The organism is Streptomyces sp. NPDC020362 (assembly GCF_040642095.1).
Lineage (GTDB): Bacteria > Actinomycetota > Actinomycetes > Streptomycetales > Streptomycetaceae > Streptomyces.
This window is the reverse complement of record NZ_JBFAET010000196.1, coordinates 1-16624: the sequence shown is the minus strand read 5'-3', so window position 1 is coordinate 16624 and position 16624 is coordinate 1. Positions and strand designations below refer to the sequence as shown.

The 16624-nt window shown below is 67.0% G+C and carries 15 protein-coding genes and 5 pseudogenes; 9 read left to right on the top strand and 11 right to left on the bottom strand.

Annotated features, from left to right (window positions below):
- Positions 1-182: 182 nt before the first annotated feature.
- The 4 genes and pseudogenes from AB0H32_RS39465 to AB0H32_RS39450 form a co-directional block, all read right to left on the bottom strand.
- Positions 183-557: a hypothetical protein gene (locus AB0H32_RS39465; protein WP_361131547.1), complete on the bottom strand. Its 375-nt coding sequence runs from the start codon at positions 555-557 to the stop codon at positions 183-185.
- A 327-nt stretch (positions 558-884) separates the two neighbouring features.
- A pseudogene (locus AB0H32_RS39460) lies at positions 885-1822 on the bottom strand (IS256 family transposase); the annotation flags it as partial.
- Positions 1823-2129: 307 nt separating this feature from the next.
- Positions 2130-2633 carry a hypothetical protein gene (locus AB0H32_RS39455; protein WP_361131538.1) on the bottom strand — a complete coding sequence of 168 codons (504 nt, stop codon included), beginning with the start codon at positions 2631-2633 and terminating at the stop codon, positions 2130-2132.
- Positions 2626-3237 (bottom strand): DUF2867 domain-containing protein, encoded by a 612-nt coding sequence (locus AB0H32_RS39450; protein WP_361131535.1) that lies wholly within the window; start codon positions 3235-3237, stop codon positions 2626-2628. Before AB0H32_RS39450 ends, AB0H32_RS39455 begins: the two co-directional genes overlap by 8 nt.
- Positions 3238-3344: 107 nt before the next feature.
- On the opposite strand from AB0H32_RS39450, the gene AB0H32_RS39445 reads away from it, so the two are divergent.
- A complete protein-coding gene (locus AB0H32_RS39445; RefSeq protein WP_361131544.1) occupies positions 3345-3947 on the top strand; it encodes a TetR/AcrR family transcriptional regulator in 603 nt (200 codons plus the stop codon).
- Between the two features lie 1741 nt (positions 3948-5688).
- The gene (locus tag AB0H32_RS39440; RefSeq protein WP_361131532.1) at positions 5689-6099 is read left to right on the top strand and encodes a VOC family protein; all 411 of its coding nucleotides are present in this window, start codon (positions 5689-5691) and stop codon (positions 6097-6099) included.
- A 313-nt stretch (positions 6100-6412) separates the two neighbouring features.
- Here the strand turns inward: AB0H32_RS39440 and AB0H32_RS39435 are convergent, their stop codons facing one another.
- Together AB0H32_RS39435 and AB0H32_RS39430 are read right to left on the bottom strand one after the other, a co-directional pair.
- Positions 6413-6586, bottom strand: coding sequence for a transposase (locus AB0H32_RS39435; RefSeq protein WP_361131529.1), 174 nt, complete (start codon positions 6584-6586; stop codon positions 6413-6415).
- A gap of 58 nt (positions 6587-6644) precedes the next feature.
- Complete coding sequence (locus tag AB0H32_RS39430; RefSeq protein ID WP_361131541.1) at positions 6645-7154, bottom strand: GNAT family N-acetyltransferase; 510 nt, start codon at positions 7152-7154, stop codon at positions 6645-6647.
- A gap of 502 nt (positions 7155-7656) precedes the next feature.
- On the opposite strand from AB0H32_RS39430, the gene AB0H32_RS39425 reads away from it, so the two are divergent.
- Both AB0H32_RS39425 and AB0H32_RS39420 read left to right on the top strand, forming a co-directional pair.
- Positions 7657-8001, top strand: a complete 345-nt coding sequence (locus AB0H32_RS39425) for a hypothetical protein (protein ID WP_361131526.1) — start codon at positions 7657-7659, stop codon at positions 7999-8001.
- Between the two features lie 576 nt (positions 8002-8577).
- Positions 8578-9741, top strand: a complete 1164-nt coding sequence (locus AB0H32_RS39420; RefSeq protein ID WP_361131523.1) for a serine hydrolase domain-containing protein — start codon at positions 8578-8580, stop codon at positions 9739-9741.
- Between the two features lie 44 nt (positions 9742-9785).
- Here the strand turns inward: AB0H32_RS39420 and AB0H32_RS39415 are convergent.
- Positions 9786-10646, bottom strand: a pseudogene (locus AB0H32_RS39415) (IS5 family transposase); the annotation flags it as partial.
- A gap of 288 nt (positions 10647-10934) precedes the next feature.
- On the opposite strand from AB0H32_RS39415, the gene AB0H32_RS39410 reads away from it, so the two are divergent.
- Both AB0H32_RS39410 and AB0H32_RS39405 read left to right on the top strand, forming a co-directional pair.
- Complete coding sequence (locus AB0H32_RS39410) at positions 10935-11375, top strand: VOC family protein (protein WP_361131520.1); 441 nt, start codon at positions 10935-10937, stop codon at positions 11373-11375.
- A 121-nt stretch (positions 11376-11496) separates the two neighbouring features.
- The gene (locus AB0H32_RS39405) at positions 11497-11802 is read left to right on the top strand and encodes a transposase (RefSeq protein ID WP_361131517.1); all 306 of its coding nucleotides are present in this window, start codon (positions 11497-11499) and stop codon (positions 11800-11802) included.
- Between the two features lie 78 nt (positions 11803-11880).
- On the opposite strand, the gene AB0H32_RS39400 is transcribed toward AB0H32_RS39405, so the two are convergent.
- Positions 11881-12003 (bottom strand): hypothetical protein, encoded by a 123-nt coding sequence (locus tag AB0H32_RS39400; protein WP_361131514.1) that lies wholly within the window; start codon positions 12001-12003, stop codon positions 11881-11883.
- Positions 12004-12306: 303 nt separating this feature from the next.
- Between AB0H32_RS39400 and AB0H32_RS39395 the strand changes: the two are divergent.
- From AB0H32_RS39395 to AB0H32_RS39385, 3 genes and pseudogenes are all read left to right on the top strand, one after another.
- Positions 12307-12793, top strand: a pseudogene (locus AB0H32_RS39395) (DUF2975 domain-containing protein).
- On the top strand, positions 12793-13014 hold the full coding sequence (locus AB0H32_RS39390; protein WP_361131511.1) for a helix-turn-helix transcriptional regulator: 222 nt from the start codon (positions 12793-12795) through the stop codon (positions 13012-13014). Before AB0H32_RS39395 ends, AB0H32_RS39390 begins: the two are co-directional and overlap by 1 nt.
- Positions 13015-13400: 386 nt before the next feature.
- The gene (locus AB0H32_RS39385; RefSeq protein ID WP_361131508.1) at positions 13401-15041 is read left to right on the top strand and encodes a ricin-type beta-trefoil lectin domain protein; all 1641 of its coding nucleotides are present in this window, start codon (positions 13401-13403) and stop codon (positions 15039-15041) included.
- A gap of 115 nt (positions 15042-15156) precedes the next feature.
- Here the strand turns inward: AB0H32_RS39385 and AB0H32_RS39380 are convergent.
- The 3 genes and pseudogenes from AB0H32_RS39380 to AB0H32_RS39370 all read right to left on the bottom strand — a co-directional run.
- Positions 15157-15524: pseudogene (locus AB0H32_RS39380) on the bottom strand (hypothetical protein); the annotation flags it as partial.
- Positions 15525-16045: 521 nt separating this feature from the next.
- A pseudogene (locus tag AB0H32_RS39375) lies at positions 16046-16108 on the bottom strand (hypothetical protein); the annotation flags it as partial.
- Between the two features lie 92 nt (positions 16109-16200).
- Positions 16201-16356, bottom strand: coding sequence for a helix-turn-helix domain-containing protein (locus AB0H32_RS39370; RefSeq protein WP_361131505.1), 156 nt, complete (start codon positions 16354-16356; stop codon positions 16201-16203).
- Positions 16357-16624: the final 268 nt, after the last annotated feature.

The window sequence follows — 16624 nt, the reverse complement described above, 5'->3', positions numbered from 1 at the left end:
GCGAGTCGGGGTGGCTTCTCATATCGCGGTGGCGTCCTGAGGACTCCACCGCGATATGTGTCCTGCCTGCTCATTCTTCTTGGTCCGGGCGCCTCTCGTTCATGAATTGTCATCCTCTCCATGTGATGGCTTGAAGAAGTCTTCAATTCATGGGCGTGTGTCAGCCCGGCCCTTGGAGCGGCCTAGACCTCGAGTTGCTCTTCGATCCGCTTGAGCTGATGGCGGGCCATGGCCAGGTTCGAGCGGGCCTTTTCAATGACGAGGTAGAGGAACAGGCCGTTGCCCTGTCGGCCGGTCACCAGCCGGATGAGGTGGTACTGACCTTCCAGCGTGATCAGGATGTCCTCGATCTGGCTCTCAAGGCCCAGATGCTCCATGGTGCGCACCTTCGCGCGGATCACGTCCGTGTTCCCGGCTGCGGCGACCGTCAGGTCCAGGTCCCTGCCCCCGCCCAGGGTGCCGAGGGCCATGCCACTGGTGTAGTCGACGACGGCCGCCCCCAATGCCCCCTCGACCCCGGTCATCATCTCCTTCAGAGCCACTTCCACACTCGCCATCGGCGCCTCCCCTTGGTTGTCTGCTGCGGCGGGCTCCGGTTCCTCACCCGCCCGTAACCGCACCGTAGGCACGTCAGCCCGCCGCGGGATAAGTCCGCCCAGAATTGACGCAAGATGATTGGAAAACTTTCCAAGGCGATTGTTTGATGGCCGGAGTTGACGGGTCCGCCCAAGGTCTGAGGAGGCTGGGCTGGGGTCGGCTGCTGTTGTGCCGGTCGGAAGGGGCCATCGCGACGGTGGGTGACTGGCCAATCTCCGGTCGAAGACCTGCCACTCGTCGTGGAGCCCGGCCAGGACCGCGGCGGCGAGCCGGTCGAGGGACGCAGGGTTGGGGAAGACCTGGACGACGTCGGCCCTTCGCCTGATCTCCCGGTTCAGCCCTTCAGCGGGTTCCTGGACCAGCATCTTCTTGCAGTGTGCGGGCGGGAAGTCCGCGAATGCGGTGATCCCCGGCGGCTTCCAGCAGCCTCGTCTTGACCTGGGGGAACTGACGTCCGAGTATGTCGGCGACCACGTTCAGCTGCGTGCCGACGGCGTTGGCGGTGGTCTGCGCGCAGATGGTGCGGATGGTGGCCGCCACCATCTCGCCCGGCCCTTGTCGATCACCGCCAAGACGTCTCGCACGAAGTTAACCCTGCACCTTTGCCATGCCGCGCCGAGGAAGACGGTGCGGATCGCGGCCACGAGCCCGCTGTGGCTGTCGGAGATCACCAGCTGGACGTTCTCCAGACCGCGGGCTCGTAAGGAGCGCAGGAACTTGGTCCAGAACGGCTTCGACTCGCTGTCGTCGGCCATCAGCCCGAGGATCTCGCGGTGGCCGGTGGCGGAGATCCCGGTGGCGACGACCACGGCTCGGGACACGATCCGGTGGTTGACCCGGGCCTTGTAGTAGGTGGCGTCCATGAAGACGTAGGGGAAGACGGTGTGGTCCAGCGGCCGTTCCTTGAACGCGTCGAGTTCTTCGTCGAGCCCGCCGCAGATCCATGACACCTCGGATTTGAGATCCCGCTGTCCGCACCCAGGGCTTTGACCAGGTCGTCGACCGAGCGGGTCGAGACCCCGTGCACGTATGCCTCCATCACCTCTGCGAACAGGGCCAGGTCGATCCGCCGGCGCCGCTCCAGCAGGGAGGGGAAGAACGATCCGGTCCGTACCCTGGGGATCTTCAGGTCGAGGTCGCCGGCCCGGGTGGTCAGCAGCCTCTCGCGGTGGCCGTTGCGGCAAGTGATGTGCTGGTCAGAGTGCTCGCTGGGGGCGACGCCGATGACTTCGGTGGCCTCGGCCTCGATGAGTTCTTACAGGATGCGTTCGCACAGCTCCCGGATTGCCTCAACCCCGTCGGCTGCGCGTAGTGACTCCAGCAGCCGCATCAGGTCAGACTGGGACAAGGTCATCGTGTGCTCCTCTGGTTGAACTGGCCGTTCACCAGGGACTCGCGCGGTAGCCTGCTCCTTGTTCAGGGTGCAGGCACCGACAATGGGTGCACGCCCCGAGCAGAGACCCGCGCGTTACCCGACCACGATCAGCCAGACCACGGGAAGGGGCACCGTCAAGAAGCATGTGCTGAGGTGGTCAGGCCTGCGCCGTCCGTGATACGGCCTGTTCGAGAAGCTGGTACATGACCTCGGGGTGTCGGCTCTCGACCGGGGCCCACAGGGCGCGTGCTGTGTCGTCGTCCAGTTGGATGAAGCATGCCAGCAGCAGTGTGTGCTGCCGCCGCTGGAAGAGCAGCTGGCCGTGCAGACCGACGGTGGGGTCGGGGGCGAGGAGCGCGTTGTCCGGGGTGCTGTGGCGCACCGGCCAGCCGAGCACGTATCCGTCGGACTGGGCTGGACCGAGGTGCAGGCCGAGCGACGTCCATCCCTGCGTGAGGGCCTGCCGTGTGTCGGCGGGTGCGTCTTCCAGGACGGCTCGCGCCCATTGCTCGGCGGTGCGGTCGTGAGCTGGACCGACGGCGGCGAGCACCGCGTTCTCGTAGTCGATCCGGGCAAGTGTGCTGAGGGCATGCGCGGAGGGTGGCACCGGGACGTGGCGCACCCTGTCCGGGACCCGCGGATGGGGCGTGGAATCAACCATCGGTACTCCTCATTTGTGGCGTTGGAGTGTTGGCGAGCGCTTGCCAGCGCCGCCCGATCGCCGCGATCAGCGACGGGTACACGACCAGATGTCGAAACGGCGCGATCGCGGCCATGTAGGCCCTTCCGGACAGTCCGTTCGGCTTCACCAGGACTGCCATCTGGCCGTGGTACCCGCCGGTTCCGTCCGGCACCCAGCCGATATGCATCACCCCGTGCATGGTCCGGTTGGCCACCTCTGCGGCCCACTCGTCCCTGAGCAGGTACAAGGAGGTGAACCGGGACGCAGGGGACTCCGGGCCCGGTGCCTCGCGCAGGTCCGGTGGCATCCGATCGTGCAGTGACCCAACCCGCGTGCCCACGTCGGCACCTGATGTGTCCCAGCCGAGCAGCGCCCCGATCTTCCACCGGAGCGCCCAGAGCGTGCGAGCGGCAGGAGACCAGTTCGACGACGGATCACCCGAGGCCATCAGCGCCACCAGTCGGGAGAGGTCGTCCGGACCGCCCGGCGTCGGGAGCGCCCAGACGTCTTCGAGTCGGAAATCGCCGGTGAGCTCGTGGATGCGCCACGGCTGGGATGTGTGTGCGGTGTTCGGGAGTCTCATGAGCGAACCCCATCCATACAATTGTGTATGGATGAAAGGTAGCCGCCGTACGGTGGCAGGGGGAAGACGAAGACTCTGTGACGGACGAGACAGACGAGGAGAAACCAATGGCGGCACCGACACGCACCCCCCGCAGCACGTGGATCGAAGCCGGGCTACGAGCCCTTGCTGCGGGCGGTCCGAACGCTGTGCGGGTCGAGCCGCTGGCCAAAGCGCTGGGCGTGACCAGAGGCGGCTTCTACTGGCATTTCAAGGACCGGGGCGCACTACTGGAGGAGATGCTCGACACCTGGGAGCGGATGAGCATCGACGAGGTGATCGAGCGCGTCGAGACCGAGGGCGGTGACGCCAGGGAGAAGGTACGGCGCGCGGGCGCACTCACCTTCTCCGACACCCTGCTGCCGATTGACCTCGCTGTCCGTGACTGGGCCCGGCGCGATCCGGCGGTCGCTGAACGCCTCCGACGCGTCGACAACCGCAGAATGGACTACGCACGCTCGCTGTTCAGCATCTTCTGCAGCGACCAAGACGAAGTCGAGGCCCGCAGCCTGCTCGCGTTCTCACTCGCCGTCGGCAAACACTTCCTGGCCGCCGATCATGGCATACGCAGCCGCGCCGACGTGCTCGACACGGCCACCAGGCTGCTCTTGACCGTGACCTCGACCGGAGACCTCGGCGCCCACGGCCACGTCGATGCCGACTCCGGATAATCGCTGTTACGTGCCTGGTTCGCCACCACACAGACCGTGATCAGCGACCACGGCCCCAACCCACCACCGCCAACCACACACGAGTTCGTCAGAGACCAAGGTCCCGTCCGGATCGGGACCCGCACAGCACAGCGCACAGGGCGTCCAGACGTAACTCATGCGGGCGCCCTTTCCCGTAACCACCAACAGGGAGTAGCCCGCGCTGCTCTAGGACCGGGGAGTCAGGCGGATCGGCGACGCCGGTGGTAGGCGCAGGTCAGTGCCAGCGTGATCGGGCCCGACAGCATCACGGGGCTGATGCACGCACGCGCCAGCACCTTCCCACCCATCGCTGAAGTCGAACTCGTGGAAATCCAATAGACCGAACCAGGCGAGCGGCATGGTGTCCCACAATGTGCCCAAGCCCAGGCCACCCAAGGACGCGGGAATGATCGCGGCGAGCGGCGCAATTCGCCGACCGCCGAACAACGGGACCCAGGCCGATACGATCTCGCCCCACCCGCTGACCAGGCCGGTGCACAGCAGGGCCAGCGCCTGGTGAGCAAACTGAGCCCGACGACGTACCCCAGGGCTCACCACGGAAGAAGCCCTGGCGGTTGTATAGCCCCCATCCTGAAGTTGAAGGCAAACAGCCGACGCCATGGACACTGCGGCAGTACGACGAACGGCAAGGCCCTGGCGAGCCGGAGAGCCCAGCGCAGGACCGGACGCTCGGTATCGGCCGGAGTGAGCTTGATTGGCATGACTCCAATGTCGCTGGACCTCGATGACGGGGCGTCGTCCGCGCGGACGATCATGGCCCCTCGTGGGAGCTACCTCCTGCTCGTCCTGGCGGCAGACGGTCTCCAACGGCTCGGGGCAGCACTCCCACGATCGCGTGGGATTCTCCTGGAACGGCGTGAACCTGATGCGCAACAGTCCTTGGTTCTATCGGCGTGGCGTTCCCGAGGCGACGCAACGTTCGCCAAGGGCAGTCCCGTCGCCCTCAGCGGGGGTCGTCGCGATCACCGCACCCAGCGGTTGGCGTGTCAGTTGGTGCGGCTGCCGGCCGACTGCACGTGTGCGCGGCCTGCATCTTCGCCTGGTCACGGCTACACCACTCGGCGGGACATGACCAGCGCAGGGGATCAGGCGGCGGACGCGCGGATGCCCGTGGACGCGAGTCGGGCTTGTTCAGCCGCAGAGGTACGGGGCTTTGGTGGCTCTCTCCTTGTGACATTCAGTGACCTATTGGGCTGCTGGCGTCGAGGTGTCCGGGCGGGGCGGAGTTCGCCGGGCGGGGCCGCGCAGCGCCGGCCACCGCATGCTCCGACCAGAGGCGGATGTGCGAGCGGACGTCCTGCCCGTCCCAGAGCGACGACATGAAGATCACGTTGCTTGGCACCGGATTCGGGCAGGCGCACGTGCCGCGGACCCGGGTTCACGAGGCGAGTTCGCGTTCCAGCGGGGTGCGGTACGCCGGGGTGAAGCGACCAGGCCTGGCCGACCACCAGCGCGAGCCGGCGGCGGCAGGAGTTCAGCGGCCACTGCAGGTGCACGTTGTCGGCGACGCCACACAGGAACCCGAGCGGCACGGGAGCCGCCAAGGCGGCGTCGGTGCTGTTGGAACCGCCCGGTCAGCTACGGATGGACGCCCGCTGTCACATTCCCTCGTCTTGGCACGTCATCCGGAGGGACCACAGAACACGGTCGATGTGACCGGATCGCCGACGAGGCGCATGAAACGAACGAGGAGAAGGCAATGTTGAAGAACCTGATGTATGTGACGGTTTATGTGACCGACCAGGACCGGGCTCTGGCGTTCTACACAGAAAGTCTCGGACTGCAGAAGCGAGTCGATTACCCGGGTCCTGACGGGCGCTTCCTGACGGTCGCTCCGGGCGATGGCCCTGTCGAGATCATCCTGTGGCCGGGCGGCACGGGGCATGACCCGGGGGTCGAGGGCGCGGAGTCGGGCATCGTGCCGGGTCCGATATTCCTCGAGTCCGACGACCTGACCGAAGAGTTCAAAGTGCTCCAGTCGCGCGGCGTCAAGTTCGCCGATCCCGAACCGGTCCCCTATCCCTTCGGTGTTCGCATCACGGCATTCGATCCCGACGGTAACCGGATCGAGCTTCGTCAGCGGAGCCGAGGCCGGAGCAGCGACAGCTGACCACCGCACGGCGGAGCCGGGCGCCCGAAGGGCCCGGCTCCGCCGCCGGTTACAGCGGGAGCGACGGTGGAAGCAGAGCCGCCTCGCACCTGGAAGTGGTGGAGTACCGCCAGGAGCGGCCGCCCGCTGTTCCTGGTTGGCCAGGGCTGCCGTGCGGCCGCCGTGCGGCTGCCGTCCGTGCCCGGCTCTGGCCGGGCTTGACAGGTCGGCATGGGCCCTGGGGTCAGTCCCCCATCAGCATGTGGAAGGGGCCGACCTCGTGCACGCCGATCATGAGGGCCACACCCAGCGCCGCAGTTGACCAGGGCCTGTCCTACGGCAGCGCAACACCGTCGAGCGCTGCATCACCAAGCTCGCGAGCTGTGCGGAACTTGCACGCGATCGCCTCGATCACCTGACGGTGATTCCGCCACCGCCCGCCCCGCTTCGGGGTCCGGTCCGGCAGCAACGGTGCAATCCTGGCCCATTGGTCATCACTCAACGACACACCAGACCAACGATCTGGTGATCCGAAACGCGCGACCCCAGTGAGGTCGTCATGGCCCTCAGGCCAGGTCCGTCCTCGGGTCCACGGACCAGTGGTTGGTCCTGAAGATCTGCCCGGCGAAGGTCACGTCGGTCTCGGAGACAAAGCGGAAGCCGAGCGAGCTGCAGATGCCGTTCGAGGCGGCGTTGCCAGTTGCCGGGAAGGCGTGCACGACTCCCCATCGGTCCTCGTCCCTGGCCTGCTCCAGGAGAGCGCGGACGGCACGCTTGCCCAGCCCTTGCCCCTGGAACTGAGGCAGAACCATCCAGCCGATCTCGGAGATCGGTCCGTCATCGGTGTTGTGGGACCAGAGGGTCACTGTCCCCGCCACCACCTCGGGGGTGGCAGGATCGGGGACGATCATCTTGAACCAAGCAAGGTCGGCCGCTGCCTGCTCGGCATCCCGTCGGACCTTGGCCTCCATCTCCTCGCGCGGCTGGGGCCCGCCGAGGTCGGCCATCATGCCGGGATCGCATCGCATCCGGACATAGGCATCGACATCGTCCGGGCAGACGTTGCGCAACCTCACTGGCCCCTCCTCGCGTTCACCGAGAATCGTCGCACAGCATCGATCACACGCAACTGCACTGTCGGGCGAGGCCCAGCTCGCTCCGTCAGTTGGGCCGACCGAGCATCGCGGGCGCGCGAGCCGCTGCAGGTGCGTCTGCGCGCGGGCTCGATCCGCAGGAGTCTCACGCACCAGGTGATAGGGGTTCTCGAAGTACACCTGCCAACGGTCCGGATCCGGCATGGCCATCTGCGCCCGCAGGTCCCGCTGTGTTGTCACCAGCGACTGCATGGCCTCCCAAACTGATAAGCCCGGGCCGGCCCGCCAGCCACTGATCGCGAAACCTGCGGTTGGACAGGACGACTCTCCGCCATCGGCATGCGATGGCGGCAGGCGTGCAGACGGGCAGCGGGGCCCGGCAGAGTGTTCCTGTCCGGCCTCGCTGGCGTGCTGCGGTGGAAGGCTTGGCCTCTCCTGGAGGTCAGACCTGCACCTGGGGTGGCAGGATCAGGGGATGTCCGTCATGAGCAAGCTGCAGATCAAGCCTGGTCAGAGTGTCGCAGTACTGGGCAAGCCCGACGACGTCCACCTTGACGTCGAGGCTGCGGAGGACGCGGCCTCGGCCGATGCGGTGCTCGTCTTCGTGACCGCCTCCGGTGACCTTCTACGGGCGGATGCGCAGGCGGCGCTCGCCGCCGCGCAGCGCGATGCTCTCGCCTGGGTGGCCTACCCCAAGGGCGGGAAACTCGGAACGGATCTGAACCGCGACACCCTGGCTGCCGCACTTTCCGAACAGGGCGTGCGACCCGTGCGGCAGATCGCCATCGACGACACCTGGTCGGCGCTCCGGTTCCGCCCCGGCAACTGATCTTCGGCAGCACTTCACAAGGCGGTGGTTGCCGTGCCGCCGCAGCGACTGCCGGCTCAAGGCGGGTTGGACGGTTGCTTCACGGCGGCCGGCTCCGGACTCCCGAGCGGGCCCGCGAGCTCGACACCGAGAATGCAGAAACGGATCCTCCGGCCTCGTCCCGCTCAGCCACCTCGAGCCACCGTCTCACCCAGCGCCGGCCGGCCCCCGTCCACCTCGTCCTGCAATGGTCACACTGCCGATGCCACCGACGACACCACGCCCGTGTCAGCCGCTACAAACGAGGCGGCCACACACCGCCAGAACCTGCCCGACCGTCACAGCAAGGACCGTTGCACTACCAGGGCGTGTCCGACGGGTCGGGCCGCTGACTCCAGGCTTCGTCGCGTCCGCTCTCCTGACGTTGCCACCCCACCCAGGGCGTCCCCCGCCGCCCCCGCTCTCCGCAACTGAGCGCGCCCGGGGGGTAGCCCTATCTGGAACTGGGCGGGTAGCACGATCGTCCCGCGCGGTCGTATCCGGAGATGCTGGGGCCATACGCCGCTGGTTTCCCAACAATCCCGTAGGAGTTGGCTCGTGCGTGAGCAGGCATGGCAGACGTTTCGTTCGTCCGGGCGGCGGTGTGGTCGGCGCAGAACCGTGCCGGCCGCGGTCGCAGTAGTCGTCGGCGTCATGACGATGGGCGCCCTTGCCCCGTCCGCGGCGTCTGCCACCGCCAGGCCGGACACCCTCCAAAAGGGTCTGAACGCGCTGGTGCACACCGACGGCGTGCCCGCCGCGCTGGCGAGCGTCACAGACCCTGACGGCCACACCCGCACCTACACCGCGGGGGTCGGCGACCTGGCCACCGGCGCCAGGGTGCCCCGGGACGGTCAGGTGCGCATCGGCAGCAACACCAAGACGTTCACCGCGGTGGTCGTGCTGCAACTGGTCGGTGAAGGCAAGATCGGCCTTGACGCCCCGGTCGACACCTATGTGCCCGGCCTCGTCCACGGGGAGGGGATCGACGGACGCCACATCACCGTCCGCCAACTACTCCAGCAAACCAGCGGACTTCCCAACTACAGCAACTACCTCAGCGACGACATCCGCTACTACGGCCCCCGCGAACTCCTCGACCTCGCTCTCCAGCACAAGGCCGACTTCGCTCCGGGCACGAATTGGGCCTACAGCAACACGAACTACCTGGTGGCCGGCCTGATCGTTCAGAAGGTCACCGGCCGCCCCCTCGCCGAGGAGATCGACCAGCGAGTCATCAAACGCATCGGATTGCACGACACCTACTTCCCCGCCCCCGGCGAGGTGACGATCCGGGAGCGCCATCCCAGGGGTTACTACCAGGATTCGGCAGGCGCGCCTCTGGTCGACGCCACGGAATGGGACCCTTCCTGGGCCTGGGCCGCGGGCCAGATGGTGTCCACCAACTCCGACCTGAACCGATTCTTCACCGCGCTGCTGGACGGCCGGCTTCTCCCGAAGGCTCAGCTCGACCAGATGCGCACCACCGTCCCCGCCCGTTACCCCTTTCCCGCTGGTGCCCGTTACGGGCTGGGACTCGTGAGCACGCCGCTGTCGTGCGGCGGTGTGTACTGGGGCCACGGCGGCAGCATGACGGGATACGAGACCCGAGGCGGCGCCACCGAGGACGGCCGTGCCGCCGACGTCGCCGTGACCACGCAGCCAGGCCAGGCGGCCAAGGGGCACATGGACGGTGTCGTGGACACAGTCCTGTGCCGGTGAACCGTGCCTCCCAAGGAGTGCCCGACGGCTCGCTGACGGTGCCGAAGCCGGATCGACGCGCGAGTCACCGTGCCGTGCGAGACGTACGCCCTCTTGTCGTACCTGGTCGCCGCGGCACGGGATCCCTTCAGCGCGTCGACTGTCCGCCCGACTTCGCTCCAGCGGGCGTGGCGCGCTCGGTCGAAGCCGGTGGGCCTGTCGCCCCGGTTGCCGCGGCGTCGACGGTTGGCTGGTTGGTCCCGGCGCTCGGGGGTGGGGCGCGAGATCTGCTTGCCGCAGAAGCGGCGATTTCGATGTGAGCTGTACGCGTTGCCTCCACACAGGTGGGACGGACGTGCCCGCGGGTGACCTCCGGTGGGGCGCGGGACGCGGATGCGTTCCAAGACCGGGATCAACTGCGGGCCGTCGCCCCACTGCCCGGCCGTGAACATGGCGACTAGCGGTCGGCGCCAGCCCTCACGGACCAGGGGAACCTTTGTCGCAAGCCCGCCACGTGAGCGGCCGGCCGCTTCGTCGGAGCGATGCATGGTGGGTCGGCAGCGTCGCCGTCCGGGTATCCGCGCCGGCCGATGGCGGTCTCCGGCGGCATGCTGGTGACCACGACACAGGGTGGAGTCCACACCGACCACAATCCAGTCGATCCGGCCTTCTGCATCCGCGTCGGCCTGGACAGCACGCGGGACCCGGTCCCATGTTCCGTCCGCCGACCATCGCCGATGACGATCATGAAAGGTCTTCCACCTGCCGAATCGCGCGGGCAGGTCCCGCCACGCAACACGGGTCCGAACCCGAGAGAGAATGCCGTTGATGCCGGTACGGTGGTCCTTCCAACGCCCACCCCGACCCGAGTCCTTCGGAAGGTGCGGCTCCAGCCGAGCCCACTCTCGATCAGAGGATCGCCCCACCTCATACCCAGACCGACCGACCCGCCATTGGGTTCGTCACCCGACCTATCGGGCAGACCCTGGGGCTTCACAGCCCGGCTGAGCGGGAGGGTTTGGCCCGCAGGGTAGCGAGAGGGCCTCTGACCCGCGGTGTTCTCGGTCGAAGCACTACGACTGGCGCGTAACGGTCACTGCCCCGTCAAGAGGTTCTCGACGAAGATGTGGCAGAGGATGTCGAGAACGATCTGGCGGCTCCGTCTCATGTGCGGATGCGGCCACCATGGCCGTACCGCACCAAGGAGGCTGAGGATGACGATCCAGCGGATGGACAACGTCCTCATCGTTGTCGACGACCTTGACGCTGTTGTTTCGTTCTTCGTCGAGCTTGGCATGGAGCTGGAGGGCAAGGCGCCGATCGAGGGACGTTGGGTGGAGCGTGTCATCGGGCTCGACGACGTCCGACAGGACGTCGCCATGCTGCGGACCCCGGACGGCCACGGCCGGATCGAGCTGGCGATGTTCCACTCACCGAAGGCGATCAGCACCGAGCCGAAGGACGTGCCGACGAACACCCTGGGCATTCGTCGCATCATGTTCGCCGTTGACGACATCGAGGACGTCGTCGCCCGCCTGCGCACCCACGGCGCCGAACTCGTCGGCGAACTGGCGCAGTACGAGGACAGCTATCGGCTCTGCTACGTCCGCGGCCCCGAGGGCATCGTCGTCGGACTGGCCGAGCAGCTCAGCTGAAGGCTGCGGAAGAGACCGCGTCCCCAAAAAGCCATCCGGGCATCCGCGCCCGAGAGGTGCGCTGGACCGCCGGTCGCGTACAACCCGCGAGCCCACCGCTCGCCTGACGACCAGGTACCCGGTGCCATTCGGACTTCGGGCCATCCACCGCGCCTCCGAGGGCTACCGCGGCGAAGCCAGGACCGACGCCAAGCACGCGGCTGTCATCGCGGACCAGGCCCGGATCCGCCGCGATCTGCGTCCCTTACCCACCGGCGACGAGACTGTGACCGACCTCAAGATCCTCACCAGCCGGCGGATGGACCTGGCCGCCGACCGCACCCGCACCGTCAACCAGCTCCGGTCCCATCTCACCAGCATTTTCCCGGGGCTGGAGCCAGGCGCCTTGAGACCTGGCTGCGCAACCGCAGCGTCGGTAACGCGGTGATGGGCCGCAACCGGCAGGTCGGCGAGGTCGACCAGCTCATCAAGACCCGGTTTCGTCAGCACCACACCTCCGACGTGATCACCACGTATGCCGAGCCTGGGCGTCATCCTCGGCGCCGAGTTCCTGGCCGCCGCCGACGGCGACATGGCCCTCTTCGGCACTCCCGACCGGCTCGCCGACTTCGGCGGGATCGTCGGGCACCACGGGACTCCGGGAAGTTCAGCGGCAACATCGGGCGCCCCCAGCGATACAACCGCAGGCTTCAACGCGTCTTCCACACCTCAGCGTTGTTCAGCATCCGAAGATGCGAGGAGTCCCGCCAGTTCTACGATCGCAAGGGAGCCGAGGGCAAGCACCACACCCAGGCCGTCATGGCACTCGCCCGCCGTCGGGTCAACGCTTCCCTGGGCTCTCCTGCGCGCCAGACAACGCTACGAGCTCACACCGCTGATGGCCCGCACGGCATGACAAACGGCGTGAGGAATCGATGGCAAAGGGTGGGTCATGGGAAAGCTGACAGTGCGTGCGCTGCGCGCCGTGCTCGTGGTGGTGCTCGCCGGCACCGTGTTCGTACAGGCAGGGATGGTGTGGGCGTTGGCCACCGACCCGGAGGACGGGTCGCTCCCGCTGACCCCGCTGCGCATGATCACGATCCTGGGCATGGTGTCGGCCCAGGCCGCCCTGGTCTGCATATGGCGGCTGGTGACGATGGTGCGACGCGGAACCGTGTTCTCCCACGCCGCCTTCCGGTACGTGGACGGGATCATCGGCGCGATCGTGGCGGCCGCTCTCGTGTGGTTCGCGGTCACGGCCATCAATGCGCCGGGCCAGCGGGACGACCCGGGCGTCACCGTCATCATGGGCGGGGTCGGCGTGGCCATCCTGGGGGTCGCGCTCATCGTGCTCGTGCTGCGGATGCTGCTCGCCCAGGCCGTCGCGCGAGACGTCGAAGCAGCCAAGATGGAGGACGGAGTTGGACGAGGTGATGTGATGCCGATCGTCGTCGACATCGACGTGATGCTGGCCAGGCGGAAGATGTCCGTGGGCGAGCTCGCGGAACGTGTCGGCAGCACGCCCGCCAACCTGGCGGTACTCAAGAACGGCCGCGCCAAGGCGGTGCGCTTCGCGACTCTCGCCGCGCTCTGCGAGGTGCTCAAGTGCCAGCCGGGCGACCTACTGCGCTGGGAGGCCGAGGGCGCCGGAGGCGGATGACGGGTCCCGCGAACCCGTGACGTTCTGTCGGTTCGAAGGGTCCCGGGAACGCGACAGGCGCGGGCTTCCAAGATCATGGGATTCCGCCCCGCCGAAACCCTGGATCGGCAGGAGGCGTGCCGCGCACGGACCGCGGCACGACGAAGCTGGGGAACCAGGTATTTTTGCGCTCCCGTTCGCCGTTTTGGACCCTCTATCTTTTTCCCAATCGCTTCTGCACGGCGCCGGCTCATCATTGACGGCCGATAGGCGTGCGGTCATGTTCCTGGTTCCACAGCAGGAATGTCTCTGCAGGCGCCGTGTCTCGGTCAACACATAAGGAACCAAGCGAAACTGGAGCCTTCATGATCTCCGGAAAATGCAGACCCGGGCGCATTCCCCTCCGTGTGAAGTTCTTGGTGACTGTCCCGGCATGCCTCCTCCTCCTCACTCCCCTTACGACCCCCAAGGCGCAGGCGGTCGGCACCGACGCCGGCCTGCCCAACGTAATGATCATCTCCGCGCAGTCGCGCCGAGCCCTGAGCTTCGAGAACACCGCGGACGCCACTCAGACCGTGACCACCTCGGCGGACCTCATCACCGCCCACGGTTCGGACGCGCCGCTGAATGCGGTGGGCCTCGGCTCGCAGAGTTGGCAGCTGGTGCCGAACGATGACGGTTCCTTCCGGATCCGCAGCGACGCAAGCCGGAAGTGCCTCGATCAGGCATGGTGGAACTGGCGGGTGGGCATCACCTACGACTGCCGGGGGCAGGACACCCAGAACTGGTACATACAGCCGGCGAGTGGCAGCGGCCATGAGACGAAATGGCTGATCAGGCGCGTCAAGGACGACAGCTGCATGGATCTCCTCGACGAAAGGGACTACGACTCGGCATGGGTCGGCGAGTATGGCTGCAAAAGCCCTCTCGCCCCCAACCAGGAGTGGTACATCACCACAGCCAATGCCCCGTCCAACGCTGATGGCAGCCTGGGGCTGGTGACGGGCCAGGCCGACTCCCTGAGCCAGAAGCTGTATACCCTCGCCTTCGACTATGCCGTCACCCAGTGCGGAAACAATGAGGAGTTGTGCGATTTCCGCAAGACGTCGGAGTCGCCGATCACTGTCACGGACTGCAAGGTCCTTGGCTCGATGAACAACACACAGGCGACCACGTCGAATCCGCTGACCGTCAGCTCGTCGCACACCGAGACGTGGGGCAACAGCGTGGGCACCGAGGTGAGTACGGCCTTCGAGAACACCTTTGGGCTGCCACTCGTCGGGCAGACCAAGGTCACCGTGACGCTGAAGTTCGCCTACTCACACAACTGGGGCGCTTCCGACACGAGCACGAAGACCGACACGCTCAATGTTCCAGCCGGAAACTGGGGTGTCATCATGCAGGGAACCCTGGGAGTAGTGGTCACCGGAGATTGGACGTTCTACAACCTCCCCGGTGGTGCCTCGTGGCACGTCACCGGGACCCACAGCATTCCGCTTCCGCAAGGGTCGGACAACTCGTTCGCGCCGTTCGTGCACTACACAGGCACGACGTATCCGTCGAACACGCACGACTGCGGGACACCGACCGCTTCAGCCGACACCACCGTCACCGCTCCGGCGCAACCCGGCAGCAGTGCCAACCCGCCGGCGCAGCCCAGCTCCGGTTCCAACCCACCGGCGCAACCTCCCGCCAGCGGCACGCCGTGCCTGACGCTGGACGGGTCCGACCGCCTGGTCAAGGGGGAGTGCTCCACCGGCTCCACACCACTGCAGGCCCACGCCGACGGCACCGTCCATCAGGCAGACCTGTGCCTGAGCGTGGACAATTCGCTCACGATCCACGGCCATCCGACCGTACTTCCCGTCCCCTGCGACGGTAGCGACTACCAGGTGTGGAGGCTCCGTCCGGACGGCGCGGTGGAGAACGCGGGCAGCCACGACTGCCTGACGGAGTCGGGGTCCGACACCGGGCACATGCTGTACCTGGACGACTGTGCCCGGGCGACCCGCCTGGCGAACTACTGGCCCGCCCCTCCGAGAATCTGAAGCACCACATGTGAACGGTCCCGCCGCTGCGTGACTCCGGAACCGGACGGGCCGGGCACCGACCGCCGTCGGTGTCCGGCCCGTCACGTTCTCGGGACTGGTCGGCCCGGGTGGGTCAGGGGAACTGGGTGATCTTGGACAGCGTGGTGCTCGTGCCCGAGGTGGGGGCGCCGATGTCGTTGACGACGTGGGCGTACTGGCCCTTGCCGCCCAGGGAGATGACCTGGATGTCGTGCAGCTTGACCCCCGATTTCACCGGTACCTGGAAGCCGTGTGCCTGCACGATGGACGGGTCGGACGTGTAGTTGCGGTAGCTGCCGAGGCCTCATGCCTCGTGTTGGTTCACCGTGTCCGCGACCTTGCAGGCCGCGTATCCGACGATGCTGTCATGGGTGATGCGGCGGCGTTCGGGGCGTCGCACGCCTTCTCGTTCTGGAAGAAGATCGTGCGGCCGCGTTCACCGCTTCACAGCACGTCGTACTTCCCAGATACCTTCGACCGGTTGAGGTCGGGAGCGTAGGTAGGCAGCGGGATGATGGTGAGCCAGTCCTGTCCCGCCGCCCACTGCCGTAACGCCACGCTGCGATCAACGTTGAGGTTGTCCCGGATGACCACGATGGGCCCACCGGTTGGAGGTAGGCCCGCACGATCAGGTCTCGGTAGTCCTGCCAGGTGAAGCCCCGGTGATCACCTCGCAGGTACCCCTGGACGCGGGGCCGGTAGATCAGCCAGCTTCGTTCACCGGTCTTGTAGCAGGCCAAGGCGGCCAGTGTGACGCGCCATTGAAGCGGACGGCAAGAGTGTGCCCGCGAGGAGCCCACGTGCGGCCGCGGTGCGACGTCATCGAGACAGCGGCCTCGTCCTCGAAGACGAGCCGGGCCCCGAGCGCCGCAGCAGTGGCTTTGCCGACGGCCAGGTCTCCTTGATCCATCCCGCGACGGCGCGTCGTTGCGCTCGATGGCTCGCCGTGCCGGCCGCTGGGAGGACCAGCCGTGGCTGCGCAACAGTTCCCACATGCCACGGCCGGACAAGTCGATTCCCAGCACGTGCACGAGCTGCACCTGCATCCGTGCAAGCGTCCACCGCTCGTCCGGCCCCCGTGGAGAACAGCCCCTCTGAGCAGCTCCTCCTCGAGCGCAGCGAACTCTTCCTCGCCCACCTAGCGAGCCTTGGCCGGCCCGGAACAGCGCAGGCCCTCTATGCCATTCTCGCGCCAGGACCGCCTCCGGCGTTCCACCGAACGCCGGCTGACGCGCAGGTCCTTGGCGATGACCGTGTTCTTCTCGCCACGCCCGAAGCCTTCGGCAGCCGGCATGCGAATCCGCTCTCGCGCCGTCTGTTCATGAGGCCGGAGACCGCCCCCTTGCACATACCGCATAGCACCGGCACACCGCGACGATGGCTCAGCGTCACCCCCGACACCCCTTCGAAAAGGTCAGGAACAGGCCGCACTCCACCCCGCAGCCATCCTCAAATGGTCCCGCAGATGGCCAAGGACGCGGAATTTAGGGCTCCGGGGCCGGCATGTCAAGCCCCGACATTACGCCGCTTGACCCAGCCCGGAGTCCTGTGCCCCAATTGAG